General features: G+C 69.2%; 15 protein-coding genes. All 15 read right to left on the reverse strand.

All coding sequences use genetic code 11. The annotated features are described in order from the left end of the window. Positions 1–174: 174 nt before the first annotated feature. The 15 genes from BKA15_RS17010 to BKA15_RS17080 all read right to left on the reverse strand — a co-directional run bounded on the left by BKA15_RS17010 (position 175) and on the right by BKA15_RS17080 (position 15,763). Positions 175–441 (reverse strand): DUF6112 family protein, encoded by a 267-nt coding sequence (locus tag BKA15_RS17010; protein WP_179752696.1) that lies wholly within the window; start codon positions 439–441, stop codon positions 175–177. Between the two features lie 6 nt (positions 442–447). Further along, positions 448–2,079, reverse strand: coding sequence for a M23 family metallopeptidase (locus BKA15_RS17015; RefSeq protein ID WP_179752698.1), 1,632 nt, complete (start codon positions 2,077–2,079; stop codon positions 448–450). A 17-nt stretch (positions 2,080–2,096) separates the two neighbouring features. Beyond that, complete coding sequence (locus BKA15_RS17020; protein WP_179752699.1) at positions 2,097–2,792, reverse strand: hypothetical protein; 696 nt, start codon at positions 2,790–2,792, stop codon at positions 2,097–2,099. Between the two features lie 55 nt (positions 2,793–2,847). Beyond that, a complete protein-coding gene (locus BKA15_RS17025) occupies positions 2,848–3,933 on the reverse strand; it encodes a ParB N-terminal domain-containing protein (protein ID WP_179752701.1) in 1,086 nt (361 codons plus the stop codon). Further along, a complete protein-coding gene (locus tag BKA15_RS17030) occupies positions 3,930–4,859 on the reverse strand; it encodes a hypothetical protein (RefSeq protein WP_179752703.1) in 930 nt (309 codons plus the stop codon). The genes BKA15_RS17025 and BKA15_RS17030 overlap by 4 nt, the downstream gene beginning before the upstream one ends. Before the next feature lie 103 nt (positions 4,860–4,962). Then, complete coding sequence (locus BKA15_RS17035) at positions 4,963–5,355, reverse strand: hypothetical protein (protein WP_179752705.1); 393 nt, start codon at positions 5,353–5,355, stop codon at positions 4,963–4,965. Next, complete coding sequence (locus BKA15_RS17040; RefSeq protein ID WP_179752707.1) at positions 5,355–6,020, reverse strand: helix-turn-helix domain-containing protein; 666 nt, start codon at positions 6,018–6,020, stop codon at positions 5,355–5,357. Before BKA15_RS17040 ends, BKA15_RS17035 begins: the two co-directional genes overlap by 1 nt. Before the next feature lie 32 nt (positions 6,021–6,052). Further along, the gene (locus BKA15_RS17045) at positions 6,053–6,982 is read right to left on the reverse strand and encodes a bifunctional DNA primase/polymerase (RefSeq protein ID WP_218871398.1); all 930 of its coding nucleotides are present in this window, start codon (positions 6,980–6,982) and stop codon (positions 6,053–6,055) included. Positions 6,983–7,020: 38 nt separating this feature from the next. After that, the gene (locus BKA15_RS34900; RefSeq protein WP_218871400.1) at positions 7,021–7,962 is read right to left on the reverse strand and encodes a serine/arginine repetitive matrix protein 2; all 942 of its coding nucleotides are present in this window, start codon (positions 7,960–7,962) and stop codon (positions 7,021–7,023) included. A gap of 230 nt (positions 7,963–8,192) precedes the next feature. After that, positions 8,193–8,984, reverse strand: a complete 792-nt coding sequence (locus BKA15_RS17055; RefSeq protein ID WP_246322365.1) for a helix-turn-helix transcriptional regulator — start codon at positions 8,982–8,984, stop codon at positions 8,193–8,195. 367 nt (positions 8,985–9,351) lie between these two features. Continuing rightward, complete coding sequence (locus tag BKA15_RS17060; RefSeq protein ID WP_179752718.1) at positions 9,352–10,350, reverse strand: TerC/Alx family metal homeostasis membrane protein; 999 nt, start codon at positions 10,348–10,350, stop codon at positions 9,352–9,354. Between the two features lie 373 nt (positions 10,351–10,723). Then, positions 10,724–11,410 (reverse strand): nickel pincer cofactor biosynthesis protein LarB, encoded by a 687-nt coding sequence (gene larB / locus BKA15_RS17065; protein WP_312879081.1) that lies wholly within the window; start codon positions 11,408–11,410, stop codon positions 10,724–10,726. A gap of 227 nt (positions 11,411–11,637) precedes the next feature. Further along, the gene (locus tag BKA15_RS17070) at positions 11,638–12,534 is read right to left on the reverse strand and encodes a DUF6671 family protein (protein WP_218871401.1); all 897 of its coding nucleotides are present in this window, start codon (positions 12,532–12,534) and stop codon (positions 11,638–11,640) included. Next, positions 12,531–14,267 carry a dihydroxy-acid dehydratase gene (gene ilvD / locus BKA15_RS17075; protein WP_179752720.1) on the reverse strand — a complete coding sequence of 579 codons (1,737 nt, stop codon included), beginning with the start codon at positions 14,265–14,267 and terminating at the stop codon, positions 12,531–12,533. Before ilvD ends, BKA15_RS17070 begins: the two co-directional genes overlap by 4 nt. Before the next feature lie 50 nt (positions 14,268–14,317). Beyond that, a complete protein-coding gene (locus tag BKA15_RS17080) occupies positions 14,318–15,763 on the reverse strand; it encodes an NADP-dependent isocitrate dehydrogenase (protein ID WP_179752722.1) in 1,446 nt (481 codons plus the stop codon). Positions 15,764–15,815: the final 52 nt, after the last annotated feature.

Below are 15,815 nucleotides of genomic sequence, written 5' to 3' on the forward strand. Positions count from 1 at the left end.
TCCGCAGCGCTCCCGCTCGCAGGGAACCATTGCTGGCAACGCTACGGAACCAGACCGCCGATCCTCGCGCCCCACGCCAGGCAGGGGCCAACAAAGCGGCCAAGGGCCAACTCGGGGCCAAATAGGGTGGCCAAAGGGCCAACTTCAATGCATCCCTACAGGACGATGAGAGGGTCAGAGTTGCCGGCCGAGGTCGATCAGCCAGTTCATCCACGCCACCCCACCGCCGGCCAGGGCCGCCGCGCCGAGCGCGACCAGCACCCCGGTACGGCCCTTCCCGGCCACCGCGTAATTGCCGTTCGCGGCCGCAACCGCCCAGATGACCGCCGAGACGATCACCATCAGCACGGCGACGATGAGCACGAACGTCAGCAGTGCACCGACCACGTGCCGCAGGTCACCGATCCCGCCCAGCCCGTCGAAGTCGGGGAACACGTCCATCGCGATTCAGCCGCCGGACCGTGCTGTCCAGTGCAAGTGGTCCAGGTGTCCACCGGTTACCGATCCGGGATCGTGCATGCCGCCGCCGTCGTAGGGCCGCCAGCCCTCATCGGCACGTGCGAGGGACCAGATGCGCTGCTGCCAGATCAGGTATTCGATCCCGAGGATCTCGGCGTGCTCCTTGAGCCAGTTGGTGACGGCCCACCCGAGCTCGAGCGCGTCGCCGGTAGCGGCCTGACCGATGGCGTTCCCGAAGGTCCCGTCGCAGGCCCGGCCGAGGGGATGTTCCGATGCCGTGCCGGGGCGCGGCGACCAGCACGCCCACGAGGTGTCCGGGAACGCGGCGCGGATCTCGGCGAGGATGTGGGCGGTGCGGGCGGTGATCTGCCCGTTGCTGGTGGGGTCATCCACGAGTCGATCGGGATCGCTGCCCTGGAACGGGGCTGGCGGGGTGTCGGGCGCCAATCCGGTGGCCGGGTTGCAGCCGTCCGGCCCGCCGGTTTCGGGGGTGGGTAGCTTCGCCGCGCCGTGGGTGTTCAGCCAGGGTTCGGGGTCGATCGCGGCGGCGTTGGTGCCGCCGGGGCGGACCTCGAAGTGTAGGTGGGTGCCGGTGGAGTGGCCCGAGGAGCCGACATCGCCGATGTGCTGCCCGGCGGTCACTTGGTCGCCGGCGGCGACGTGGATGCCGTGGTCCCACATGTGCGCGTACGCGGTGGCGACGGTCCGGCCACCGATGGTGTGTTCGACCACGATCAGGTTCCCGTACCCGCCCGAGGCCCCAGCGACGGTCACCGTCCCGTCCGCGACGGCGAGGATCGGGGTGCCGTTTGGTGCGGCGAAGTCGACGCCGGTGTGCATCTTGTACTCACCGGTGACCGGGTGGACCCGCATGCCGAAGCCGCTGGCCCGCACCCAGGTGCCCTCCGGCAGCGGGAACACCACGCGTGAGGACTCCGGCAGTGTTCCGGCCGGGCCGCCGGACCCGGTGCCGGTTCGGGTGAGGGTGTTGAGGATGGTGGCGGCGACCGGCTCGTAGTTGCGATACCTGTCGGGGTAGGCGGAGACTTCGACGGCTTGGGCGGCTTCGCCGGGGTCCATGTCCTGCCAGCCGGGTATGTCCAGCAGCCCACGCGGCGAGGGATGGTTGGGGCCGGTTGGGCCGCCGAAGAACGCCTTCGCTTGGTAGGTGGGGTCCATCAGCTCGGCGACCGTGCCCCACCCTGCTGCGGGTCGCATCTGGAACAGGCCGAGGGAGTCGTGGTCGGAGCCGTTGCCATCGTTCGGGTAGGACCCGCTCTCGGGGTAGGCGCCGGTGTTGGCGAGTTGACGCAGGGTGGATTCGGTGAGCGCGGCCATGAGCGCGATCTGGATGCCGGGGCGGCCCACCCCGTCGATCCGGTTGCCGATCTCGATGATCGTCGCGGCGTGGGTCAACTGCTTCCGGTTCAGCGTGAACCGTGTGCCGTCGGCTGTGGTGGCGGCCAGCGAGTCGGGTACGTTCCTGACCACGATCCCACCACCGCCGACGGTGCAGGCGGCGTTGGCGGCCGGGTTCGTCAACACCCCGACCGAGACCAGCGCGAGCATCGGGGCCAGGAACAGCAGCGCGAGTGCTGCGATGAAGAGCTTCTTCAGCACGACAACACTCCGCGGCCTTATTGGAGGGGGTTGTCGAGCTGGGACAACCGGAGCAGGTGGCAGGTGTCGTAGGTGGGCGCGCAGACGATGAACACCGTGAACGCCACCGCATGCTCGGAGGTGACGGGCTCCTCATTCCAGACACCTTCGCGATGGCGGGTGCCCTCGATGGTGTACGCGACCGTGCCGGGTGCGAGCTGGCCCGGCTGGGCCTGCTCCACTACGGTGTCCCACGCCTCGGGGACGAAGATGTTGTCGATGGTGAGGTGCTGGGCGGTGGCGTACTGCCGTAGCTCGATCCACGCCTCACGGGTGGGCAGGTAGATGGCCACGTCGGAGGCGAGCCCGGCCTGCTCCTCACCGGACGGGTCGCCGACGGCGAGGATCACGCTCGTGTAGTCCAGCGGCATGAACCCCGATGCGGTGTCCCACGCGAACAGCACCTCGGCGACGTTGCGGATGAAGGTCTCCGGGTCATCGGAACCGGCCACGGCCGGCAGGCGTGGCGGAGTCTGCGGCGTGCCGGGCGATGTCGTGGCCGGTCCCGGCCGGGTGCCGCCACCGTCGGTGCCGGTGTCGCTGGTGGTACGGGGTCCGGTGAGCAGGCCGTAGACACCGATTCCGGCCAACACCACGATCGCGGTCAATCCGGCGATCAGCGCGATCAGGCGCCGACGGGAACGGGCATCAGATGACGTGAACGGAGTCTTCATGCCCATCAGGTGCGCCGCCGTACCCGACGAGAAGGGGATGGGTGCGGCGCAAGGGTCAAAGGGCGCGCAGGTGCGGCCGACCCGTCGTGCCCGTGGGCTCCACTGTCTCGTCCTCGTCCTCGTCCTCGTCCTCGTCCTCGGCCTCGGCCTCGTCCTCACCGCTACCGCTGACGGTGGCGAGGCGGTTGCGAGCCTCGCGCAGCCGCGCGGCGAACCGGCCGGTGCCTTCCGCGGTGTCCAGGAACCCGGCCGTCTGCTCGTCGGTCAGTTCGGCGGCAAGGTGGTCAGCGTCGTAGTGAGCCCACCAGTCAGCCAGCTCGCCCCAGGTCTGTACGAACGCCCGCACCGGATACCGCACCGGCTCCCTGGCTTCGGCCGGTGCGATGGGGCGCGGGCCAGTCCGGCTGCCCTTTTTCTTCGCGGTGGCGCGGGCGACCGCTTGATCGGCCAGGGCGTGCAGCTCGGCCCCCCGGCCCTCACGGGCGGCGGTCGCGCTCTGGCGGATGGTCTCGTAGATCGGATGCACTGGGGCTCTGGTCTCGATCCGTTCCAGCCCGGCCTGCGCCTCGACCCGCACCGCGTCGGGCTGAGCCGAGTCGGCGGCGAGACGTTCGAGGTAGCCGATCTTGTCCAGCGTGGTGTGCGAGGCGCCGCCGGGAATCATCGCCGCGGCCTGCTCACGCGCCTCACCGAGCGCGCTCGACGGTCCCGCAAATTTTGCGGGACCGTCACTTCCGGGCTGGTTCTCCGCGCTGAACCGCGTGGATGCTTTCCGCCGGGCGGCGTCCTCGGCCATGACCTGCTTCAGCTCCCGGTAGAGGGCGGCGGCCTCGCGTTGGGTGAGGGGCTTGTGGAGCTGGTTGTCGTCCTGCTCAGCCAGTAGCTGCCCGAGCCGGTCGGACAAGCCGGACCGGACCCATACGTTGACCTTCCTCCAGCCCAGCGTCTTGATCGCGGCCAGCCGCCTCGCTCCGCACACCAGCACCCCGTCCGGGGTGATTGTGATGGGCTGCAACAGCCCGTCTCGGTCGATCGAGGAGGCGAGTTCATCGATGTTGCCCAGCTCGGTGCGGTGCCGCTGGCCGACCCGGATGGAGTTGACCACCCATTCCAGCTCGATGTGTCCCGGATCGAAACTCACCGCAACCCACCCCCAGCAGCACGACCGCCTCCGCTGTGACAGCGGGGTGCGGCCAGGGACAGGGCGAGCACGAGGTCGTCATCGCGCAGCAGCACCTCCAACGACTCGCCGATCAGCAGCCGCAGCAACACGCCCCGCCCGGTCGTGGTGGCCGTGTAGGCGGGGTGCGGGTTGCCCAGCAGCGCCCGCAACAGCGCGGTCCACGACCGGCCTGGCAGGTCGAGCAGCGCACGGACATGACGGTCGCGCCGCAGCGCCTCGTAGGCGGTCTGCCGGGTACCGGTCTTGGTCAGCGCACCGCACACATGCTCCACCGCAGCGCGGGCGATCTCGACCGGCCAGCCCAACAAGCACAACAGCGCGATGGCATCCTCCGCAGCGGACCCGGCCGATATGCACGCCCGATCCGACCCACGACCACCACCATCCCCGCGATTATCGGCGGCGGACCCGGCGTCGAGACCGTCGTGTCGATCGGTGGTGTGGAAAGCCGGGTGGTAGTCCGCCAGCGGCGTCTCCCGATCGCTGAACCGTTCGGGGTCGTGGAAGGCCGAGACGTGCGGACGGCGGGCCTGATGCACCGAACAGAGCAGTCCTTGAGCGCGTTCCTCGAAGATGCAGGTGATCCGCACCGCGTGAGTCAGGATCGCCCACGGATCATCGGCCTCACGGGTGGAGCGGTACTGCATCGCCTCGAACGCCGCGGTGACCGCCTCCCACGGATCCAGCCCATGCTTCCTGGCCAGGCTCCGGTACTTGTCGGCGGTGTACTCCATCAGCTCCCGCGCGGCCGGATCGTGTTGCCACGCGCCTGGTCCGGTCTCGTGGAGTCGGTGCAGCAGGGCACGCAGCCCTTCGCTGGTGGTGAAATCCTCACCGCTGCCCGTCGTGTTGCGGGCAGCGGAGTCGTTCGTCGTGGTGGTCATGATCCGGGCACCTCCTGACAGGCAGGTGCGCTCCCGCTCCCCGAAACGGGAGCTGGGGCTTCTGCCATTCGGTGCTGCGGCGTTCATGGCCCCATCAACCCGCTCAGCTCATCCCGACCCTGGAGCGCACCGGACCCGACGGCGTTAAGCGGCTGCGGCCGAACGCCGACAACGGCGGCAACCGCCGCGCCCGCTCACCCAGGCTCCGCGTGTTCGACCCGAGTCGTGCGCGGACGCGGCGGGCCAGCTCTGCCTGGAAGTCGATACCCCGCCCCGCCACGGTGCCGGTCTGTCGGGCGATCAGGTCGGTGGGGCGCACCCACTCCACACCCCACGCCCGCCGCTGCCGGTCAGGACCCTTCCGCTCGCCGTCACGGGCGACCTGCACCGCCTCAACGGCCTCCGGCGTGCGCGTCTCCTCGGCTGGCTCGGATTGATGCTTGGCAGGCTCAGCCTGCTCGCGGTGTTGTCGAATCGGGTCGTGTTCGGTGCTCATCAGCTCGCCTCCTCAGCATCCGCGACATCACGGCCGATGTCGGGGTTGGTGGTGTCAGGAAGGTGCGTGCCGGAAAACCACCGGCCGACCGTCGAGGCATGAACCCCGAGCTCGCGGGCGATGCGCTTGTTTGACCAGCCCGCCTCGCGCAGCTCCCGCCCCCGCGCCCGACGATCCGCGACCGGCACCGTCGACTCGTCCGCGCTCGTGCTCGCCGTTACCGAGACCGGCGCCAGTTCGCCGGCCTGAGTGGCCGGTAGCCGCACCGGCACAACCTCCGGCTCGGTGGCAGGGGTAGCGCGGGTGAGGATCACCGTCAGGTGGGTGATAGCCAGCAGCACCACCGGCGGCACCGCCGCCACACTGGCGGCCAGCACTCCGGGCACGTCCGCATCAGCGGCGACGACCGCATGCAACGCGTTGGCGGTCACCGACACCGTGGCGCCACCGATCAGCAGCGCCCACGGATACCACGCTGCCTTGTGCCCGGCCAGGGCGACGACCGCGACCGTGGCGACCACGATGATGCCGTCCACGATCAACGGCCACGCCCACGCCTGCCCCCGTCCGATCCCGGAACGGGCAGCGAGATCGGCCAAAGATGTAAAGCTGAGCCAGAACGCTCCGGCGGCGATGAAGACTGTCCCGGTCACGGCGGTGATCACCGCCCATCTCCTGCCCAGGCTGGCCGCACCTATCACAGCTCTCGGACCCTCGGTTCGCAGCGCGTACTGGGGTTCCGGCTGAACCAGCCGTCTGCCGCCAGCGGCGAGCTGCCCCTCGCCTCGGCTCGTGACGGTGATCGTCGTGGGTGGGCGCGGGCCGTGCGATACGCGGAGCGGACCGTTACGGCGATCTCCCGCTCACCCAACCCTGATTTCTCGGCCGCGGCCGAGAGCGCATCGAGGGCGTCGGAGGGGCGCATGCCGTTCTCCGCCAACCGACACGCGGCCCAGAACAGCCCGTGATTGCGCTCACCGACCGGCCGCTGCGCCACCCAGGCGACCAACCGTGCCGCATCAGCCGACCGGTCCGCCTCCCGTCCGATACCGGGTGCTGGTCGTGGCCGGAGTTCCGGGCGTGGGTTGAGGAAGTCCCGCAGCCGGTCTGAGTCCAGGGTGCTCGCCGGGCCGGGGTTGATCCTGCGCACCCGGTACGGCACGCTCGCACCGTTGCTATGCACCGCCGAAGGCGGCACCACGACATAGCCGCCGTCCCCGCGGAAGTCCACCCCTGCGCGGGCGGCCTGCCAGCACGACTGCACCGCACTCGGGGTGGCCGGGTAGTAGGCGTGCATCCCGCCCGACGGCGAGTTCACGATGACCTGCCACCCGTCCACCAGACCGGCGTACTCGGCCCGCTCGAACGCCGCGAACCCGTTCGCCGGCCCGTGCACATCGACGTCGATGACCACCACCCCGGAGACCGTGCCGGTCGGGATGCCGATGTTCGCGCTCGGCCAGCGCCGCCACCAGCCGTCCACCATTTCGGGGGTGGTGGTCGCGTCGTGGAAGCCGTGCTCGACCAGAGGCTGCTTCCCGCCCGGCACGCACGGAAACACCGGCACACCCGCGCCCGCGAACGCGCGAGCCGCCGCAGACAACGGCAGCGACGCCGCCTCGGACATTCGCATAAGGACGCCGGCGAGAGCATCATGCTCGACCATCACAACCCCAGCCCCGCGCCTACCGACATCGCTGACACCGCCGGGGGCTCTCGTCGCGGTGGCGGTTCCTCTGACCGTCGTGCCCCGGACTGCTCGGGTGCTGGCCGGCCGCGCTCCGGCGCGGCGCGATCCAGACCAGGCGGGACACTATCGGCGACCTGAGCGGTGTCGAGCCGGTCGAGAACCTGGAGCGCGATCTTGCGGACCCGCTCACCGGTGGCCTGCACCAGCTGCATCGGGTCTTTGCCGTCCACGCGGGCCGCCCACGACGCGACGTACGGGATCGTGTAGTCGCTGGTGTCCATGCCATGTGCGGCGCCGATCATCACCGACTCCACCTCCACCTCCCCGATACCGCGATGCGCCACGGCTTCGTCGTTGTCGGGGCCGTGCATGAGCACGTGGGTGAGGGTCTTGACCTGGGCAGCGTGGCTCATCTCCTCTCGCACCGCCACCGTCTTCGTGGTGTAGTCGGCCAGGCCGTTGGCGCCGTGGATCATCCCTTCATGCGGCACCCGCATCACCTCGAACCCCGCCGACTCCACCTGAGCGGACAGGCCGTCCCACAGTCCGGTAGGTGCTTGGTCTTCCAGCAGTCGCGGCTGGCCGCCGCCGAACAACTCACCCGAGAGGTCCCGCCAGCCATGCTCGCCGGCGTCCTCAGACTCAGAATCGCCAGCATCAACCGCCACACAACCGACTCGAAAGGACAGTGGGCGAACTACGCCGCCGACCGCAGACACTGACCCCGAAGCAGAGCGTTCACGGACTTCGAATACGCCCGTCCTGCCAGCTGACCGAGATTGGAACCGGGCCGCGTACTCTGGCGCACGCCGCCAGTTCTCGCCCGACACGAGCGCCTCGACCGCGCCCGTCAGGCGCTTGTGCAGCTCATCGAGCTTCGTGCCGCGTGCGTTCCGCGCCCCATCCCTCGTCGTCATGTCTGGTCTCCTCCCCGCTGGGCCAACCCGTGCCGAGCGGCCTTGCGACCATGAGGTGCGCCAGGAGGACCAGCGGATCGAGACGGACGACGAGCAACAGACAGTGGACGGCCGTCAGGAAGCGACGGTGCACCTGACGTTGCCACCGGCCTACCGGATGAGACTCAACTTCGGAGGACAGGACTCGTGATGACTCCGATATCCGTATCGGATGCGGTCAGATCGGGCTCTCAGGCCTGTGGCGACGGTTGCCGGGTCAGCTTGCGGTACTTGCTTGGGCTGACGCCGACGCATTGACGGAACACGCGGGCCGCGTGTCCGCGGCTACGCCAGCCGACCTCACGCATCGCGGTCTCGATGGGCATGTCCGTTTCCCGCAGGATCGTCGCCAAGCGCTCGGCTCGGATCATCGTCAGGTATGCCCATGGTGTCTTCCCGTACGCCTCGACGAACACGCGGCTCAGCCGCGACGGCGAAAGGTGTGCCTGCCTGGCCAGGTCCGCAAGCGTCCATCGCTTCGCCGGAGCTGTCCTGAGCAGTTCGGCGACGTGCCGAACATCGGCTCGCAGGGGTGCAAATCGTCGGTTCCGGGGCACGGCTGGCCGCATACTTCTGCGTTGAGGCGAGAGCCTCACCGGCGAGACTTGAACAATCGGCGCGACCACGTCGACGATCGCGAACCATAGGGCCTGCATCCGGTGGCAGTGCACCGCGAACCCGCCATCCATGCTGTGCGTCACGAGCTGATCCAGCCATGGTGCCAGCATGTCGCTTCGATCTTGGCCAAGATGCAGCACCTGTGCCGGGTCGGTGTATAGCCTCTTGACGAGGCTTCGGGCGTCGAGGCGATCCCGGACAAGCCCCGCGTACTGCCAGAACAGCTGATCGAACACATAGTCAGTGTCGAGGTAGATGGTCGTCACCGTGATGTGGGCCGCGGGATTGCTTCCGCACAGCACGTTCGGGCATAGCACCACCGCGTCCCCGGGGCGCACCGATTCTTCGCCGAACTCGCTGAACAAGATCGCGGACCCGGAACGGACAACAATCAGCTTCACACAGTCGTAGGAAGTTGGCCCAACGGGATCATGGACGGTGCGTGTGCGAGCGACTATCGGATCGTAGGCGCCTCCAGCACAGCTGGTCGGCATATCACCGGCGCTGTCATCGGAATCCTCGGGCCCGCGGTCCTGACCGTCATCTTGCTGGTCCAGCGCCCTCAGGGGTGCTCGCCGGATGGTCAAATGCACCGAACCCCTGCGCCGGGCCCATGCCGTTACCTGCGCGGGCCCGGCGGGCGTCGGGGTGAGCTGAGCGCAGCGCAGCTGATGATCAGTGCGGCGATGACGAGCACGGTGGCTACGACCTCGATCACGTAGTCCAACATGGTCAGTCCTTCTTTGCGACGGCATCTGGATCGGGGGGCAGGGCTTGTGCGGCAGTGCGCCGGCTGCGCAGGCTGGCCACGGTGACCGTGGTGAGGATGCCGACGATGACGGCCAGCGAGATCGGTGTGGGGACCAGCGGGACGGACGGCCAGACCTCGTGCGCCCAGTGCAGCATCAGTTTCAGGCCGATGAAGGCGAGGATGATGGCCAGGCCGTGGTTGAGGTAGATGAGCTTGGCCAGCACCGAGTGGAGCACGAAGTACAGCGCGCGCAGGCCGAGCAGGGCGAAGGCGTTGGTGGCGAACACCAGGTAGGGGTCGCTGGTGATGCCGTAGACGGCCGGGACTGAGTCGACTGCGAAGACGATGTCGGTGAAGAAGATGGCCGCCACGACGACGGCCAGCGGGGTGAGTGCGCGCCGGCCGTTCTCCCGTACGGTGAATCGGGTGCCCCGGTAGTCGTCGGTGACCGGCATGATTCTGCGTAGCAGTCGCACGATACGCATCTGCGATGGGTCGCGGTCTTCGAAGCCGCCGCCGGAGCGCACCTCCTGCAGGATCTTGCCGGCTGAGACGAGCAGGATCGCTCCGAAGACGAGGAACGCCCAGGTGCCGGCCTGCAGTAACGCCGCACCGGCGGCGATGAAGATGCCGCGCAACAGCAGGGCTCCGACGATGCCGAAGAGCAGCACCCGCTGCTGGATGTTGGCGGGGACGGCGAAGCCGGCGAGGATGAGCATGAACACGAACAGGTTGTCCACCGACAGTGACTTCTCCACCACGAAGCCGGTGACGAACTCCAGCGCCGGGGTGTTGCCGTAGGTGGCCCAGATCCAGATGGCGAACACGAACGGCAGGGTGAGGTAGAAGACCGACCACGCCACCGCTTCCCGGAGCGACACCTCGTGCGGCCGGCGAGTGACGACGAAGTCGGTCACCAGCAGGGCCAGCAACACGGCGATGCTGACCGCCCAGAGTCCAGGTTGCGATGCGAGAAGCATGAAGGGGACACCTCTAGACACGTTGCAGTGTCGAGGTCTCCTTCGCCTATAAAGGCGACTCCCCGGGGAGCACCATAGGGGTGTCCGTAATGACCGGGTGAGCCCTGCGGAAGTACTCCCCTCGCGCCTTCATTATCGCGTGAGCTGTTGGCCCCGGTCAACCGGACGCCGGACGACGAGACTCACAGTGTGCACGAGGACGTGGGGAGGCCCGGTGGCGCGCTACCTCGCGGGTGTTGTCAGGAAGTGGGGTGAGGTGATCCAGAGCGGCTGAAGGAGTCTGGTGTTTCAGCCGAGGAAGGGGCACTCTGAATCACAACGAACCGAGACGGCCGCCGCAGGCGCCCGCCGACCGGTTGAGCCACGCGAATCGTTATCGATCCGCCTTCACGCCGAGGATGCGGGCCGCAGCGACCGCCGCGCCGAACCCGTTGTCGATGTTCACCACGGTCACGCCGGGCGAGCAGGAGTTCAGCATCGTCAGCAGCGGCGCGAGCCCGCCGAACGCGGCGCCGTAGCCGACCGATGTCGGCACCGCCACTACCGGCGCGCTCACAAGGCCGGTCACGACGCTCGGCAGCGCCCCGTCCATGCCCGCCACCACGATCACGCAGGCCGCCTCCCGCAGTTCACCGAGCTTGTCGAGGAGCCGGTGCAGCCCGGCCACGCCCACGTCGGCGACCAAGCGGGCGTCGATCCCATTCCCGCGGGCCGTGATCTCCGCCTCGCGGGCTACCGGCAGGTCCGAGGTTCCCGCGCAGACGATCGTGAGCGGGCCGGCCTCGGGGGACGGGAATTCGCCGACCGCGCACACGCCTGCCTCGGCGAACACGTTGTCGCCGAATGCCTTGCGAACCGCCGCCTCGCAGGCCGCGTCGCAGCGGGTTGCGACAGCCACGCGCCCCGGATGGGCTTCTCGCAGGGCCTCCAGCGTGCTGACGACCTGTTCCGGGGTCTTGCCCGCCGCGTACACGGCCTCGGCTGTCCCGGTCCGGGCCGGCCGTCCGACGTCGATCTTCGCCCACCCCAGGTCCCGGTAGGCCCACTCCTCGATCTGCACGTCTTCTATCCTCCCACTTGCCCGTCGTCCGCCCCTCACCCGGATCCGGGGTCGCCAAGCGAGTCGCCGTGGACGGCCACCTCGTCCGCCACGACGTGCTGGTGTGGGTCGACGGCGCTGGGCCCCGACGTTCGCAGGTCCGGTGGGCGACCCTTGCACGGTCGTGGTCACCGCCTAACCGGCCGCTGCGTCATCTCCCGGATGTCTGAGTTCTCGCAGCACGCGGCTCAGGGGTTGCAGCGTGGGCACCGCCCGGGGTCCGCAGTCGTACCCGGGGCGATTACGGCGCGCTCGGCCCGGTGGCCGCAGGCGGGGCAGCCGTCGATCTCGGCGCGGACGTCGTCGACCGGGGTGCCGCACCAGGCGCAGGGCACACCGGTGACTGCATCGACGGGTCCCCAGCCGGGGCTCGTGCAGGCCGGGCAGCGGGCGGCGAGGCGGGCGGCGAGGCGCTCGGCGGCTTGGCGGATGACCGGTCGCCGGGACGGGCACATATGCGCGCGCAGATCGGTCTCGACCCGCGCTTGCCCGTCGGGAGATGCCGCGGCGCAGGTGGCCACCGCGGCCTCGATGTCGGCCAGGTCGCGCAGCCCTTTGAGCACTGGCGCCGGCGGGCCGTGGTTGGGTCGGACGATGACGGCGTGGCCGGGGAGATCGAAGCGGCGGGTCAGGCTGGTCATGTCATGACCGGGCTCGACTGCCCGGGCGGCGGCCCGGATGTCGAGGCTGATGGCTCTGTCCCACACGACGATGTCGCGGTCGGCGTCGACCAGCACCACAATTTCGGCGTCCGCGGTGAGCAGCGGGCTCGCCGGATGGGGACCGATGCTGCCTTCCGAGGCGACCCCGAGAGAGGTTCCCGCGGCGGCCATGCCGAGGCGGGCCTTGGCGATGGCGGTGTCCAGCGGCGTCCCGGGACGCGGAATGTCCCCGCTGAAGGTGCCCAGCTGGTCAGTGTCGATCGCCACGGCCGTAACCTCTAGGCCGGAGGCCGCCAGCGGCGGGGCCACCAAGGGAAGCTTGTCGTGCTTGGTGGCCAGAACCGCCCGGCGGCCGGTGTAGGACACGACCGGCCGCCGGCCGGCATCGCGCGGCACGGCGCCGTCACCCGAGGGGCTGCTCATCGCGGCGTGGCGCCGACGAGCGCCCCCTGCGAGGCGCAGCCGACCAGGCGGCTGTATTTGGCCAGGAAGCCGTTGCCGGTCGGGGCGGGGGGTGGGCGCCAGCGATCGCGGCGCTGTTCGAGTTCAGCGGTGTCGACGTCGAGGTCGATGGCGCGTGCTGGGATGTCGATCACGATCGGGTCGCCGTCGGCGACCAGCGCCAGCGGCCCACCGACGGCGGCCTCGGGGGCGACGTGGCCGACGCAGAGGCCGGTGGTGGCGCCGGAGAAGCGGCCGTCGGTGACCAACGCCACCTGGCCGCCCAGGCCGGTGCCGCGGACGGCGGCGGTGACGGCGAGCATCTCCGGCATGCCCGGTCCACCGCGTGGCCCTTCGTATCGGATCACGATCACCTCCCCGCCTGTGAGCCTCCCGCCCGCGACATAGCTCATGGCGGCGTCTTCGGTGTCGAAGACCCGGGCCGTGCCGTGGAAGCGGTCGACGCTCAGGCCGGCGATCTTGACCACCGCACCGCTCGGGGCAAGCGAGCCACGCAGGACAGCAAGTCCGCCGTCGGGGCGGAGCGGTTCGTCGGGTGTCCGGAGGACGGTGCCGTCGGGTTTCTGGGCTGCGAGTTCGGCGAGGTTCTGGGCCAGGGTGGCTCCGGTGATGGTGAGGCAGTCTCCGTGGAGCAGTCCGGCGTCCAGCAGCGCGGCGAGCACCGCGGGCACGCCGCCGACCCGGTGGAGGTCGGCCATGACGTGGCGCCCACCGGGACGGAGATCAGCGATGTGGGGGGTGCGTTGGCTGATCCGATCGAAGTCGTCGAGGGTGAGGCGGACGCCGGCTTCGTGGGCGATGGCGGGCAAGTGCAGCGCGGCGTTGGTCGACCCGCCCAGGGCCATCACCACGGTGATGGCGTTCTCGAACGCTTCGCGGGTGAGGATGTCGCGTGGGCGGATCCCGGCGCGCAGGGCGGCGATGACGGCCGTGCCGCTGTCGTGGGCGATGCCGGCGCGGGTGGGGTCGACGGCGGGTGCCGATGCCGAGCCGGGCAGTGCGATACCGAGGGCTTCGGCTTCGGCGGCGATCGTGTTGGCGGTGTACATGCCGGCACACGACCCGGCTCCCGGGCACGCGACGCGTTCCAGCTCGTCCAGGTCGTCGGTGCCGAGCAGGCCGCTTGCGTGCGCGCCGACGGCCTCGAAAACGTCCTGGATCGTCACCGGCCGGCCCCGCCAGCTACCGGGGAGGGAGGAACCGCCGTAGACGAACACTGTGGGTACGTTGAGGCGTGCGGCGGCCATGAGCATCCCGGGAAGGCTCTTGTCGCAGCCGGCGATGGTGACCATCGCGTCGAGTTGTTCGGCCTCCATGACGCACTCGACCGAGTCGGCGATGAGGTCCCGGCTGGGCAGCGACGCCCGCATGCCGCGGTGCCCCATGGCGATCCCGTCGGACATGGCGATGGTCGAGAACCGCATCGCCACCCCGCCCGCCTCCCTGATTCCGCCGGCCACCGCGCCTGCCAGGCGGTCCAGGCCGATGTTGCAGGGCGTGAGGTCGTTGGCGGCCGCGGCCACACCGATCTGCGGCCGGATGAAGTCCTCGTCGTCGAACCCGACTGCCCGCAGCATCGCCCGAGCCGGTGCTCGGGTGACGCCGTCGGTGACGATTCGGCTACGGTGACGCGGGTCCGTGTCCTTCTCCCCGGTGCTGCTGGTCGATGTGGAGCTGTTGGTGGTCGTTGCCATCTGACGTGGGCTTTCTCGCGGTTGCGGTGGGCCTTCGGCGGCGGAGGGGTTCATTGGCCCTGCCCTCGGGTGAACGCGGGTTCGCCGTCGAAGGCGTAGAGGCCTTCGGTCTTGATCGGTTCGATACCGTGCTCGACCATTCGGGCCTGCAGAGCGACGACCTCGGCGGCGGTCGTGTTCCCGCGCGGGTCGAGGAAGCGGCATCGCCAGTGGTCGGTGAGCAGGGTCTCGGGCGCGCCGCCTGGCCATACCTTCTGGCCCCGGTTGGAGATCATGTCAAGGTGCAGGGGCGCGGCGACCGGAGCCAACTTGGCGGCAAGTTCGTCCGGGGTGGCATCAGGGCTGTGGACGAACACATCGACGCCGAGCTGGGTCTTGGCGGCAGCTGGTCGGCTCGCGAGCTTGACGCTGATCGGCCTGTGCCGGGCGTAGAGCGTTGCAGGCAGACGGGTGGGTTCTTGGCCGAGACGGTCGATGACCGAGGCCGCGAACGCCGTGGTGCCGACCTTGGAGGTGCTGGTGTCGGGCTCGTAGATGTCGTAGGTGTGGATACCGTCTTCGATGGTCCGCAGCCAGGCGTTGTGGACTCTGCTCGCGATGTCGGCTTGTCCGATGTGGACCAGCATCTGCACCGCGGCCAGCAGCAGCCCGGAAGGATTCGCGACGTCTTGGCCAGCTCGCCGGGGGGCGGATCCGTGGATGGCTTCGAACATGGCGACTCGCCCGCCGATGTTCGAACTTCCGGCGAGGCCAACTGATCCGGCGATCTGGGCGGCGACGTCGGAGAGGATGTCGCCGTAGAGGTTCGGCAGGACGACAACGTCGAACGCCTCGGGGGTGTCGGCGAGCTTGGCCGCACCGATGTCGACGATCCAATGCTCTGCCTGGATATCGCGGTAGTCGGCGGCGACCTCGTCGAACACCCGGTGGAACAGGCCGTCGGTCATCTTCATGATGTTGTCCTTGGTGAACGCGGTCACCTTGGTTCGCCCGTAGGCGGTGGCGTACTCGAAGGCGTAGCGAATCACCCGCTCGCAGCCCTGCCGGGAGATGAGCTTGAGGCACTGAACGACCTCGTCGGTCTGGCGGTGCTCGATGCCGGCGTAGAGGTCCTCTTCGTTCTCCCGGACGATGACGACGTCCATGCCAGCATGCTTGGTGGCAACGAACGGCGCGTACGCCACGCATGGCCGGACGTTGGCATAGAGACCGAACGTCTTGCGCACGGTGACGTTGAGGCTCTTGAACCCTCCGCCTTGAGGAGTGGTGATGGGCGCTTTGAGGAACACGCCCGTGCGGCGGATCGACTCGAGCGCCCCGGCAGTGACACCGGCGGGGTTGCCGGCCTGATAGACCGACTCTCCGATGGTGATCGTTTCGATATCGAGGGCCGCGCCTGCGGCTTGAAGCACCGAAAGGGTGGCTTCCATGATCTCCGGACCGATTCCGTCACCGTGGGCGACGGTGATCGGCGCGGGTGTGGAGGACGGCGTCATGATCTCTCCTCTGTTCGTGATCGACGACTGGGGCGAGTGCCCTGTCCAGTAG

This window comes from Microlunatus parietis (genome assembly GCF_013407955.1).
GTDB lineage: Bacteria > Actinomycetota > Actinomycetes > Propionibacteriales > Propionibacteriaceae > Microlunatus > Microlunatus parietis.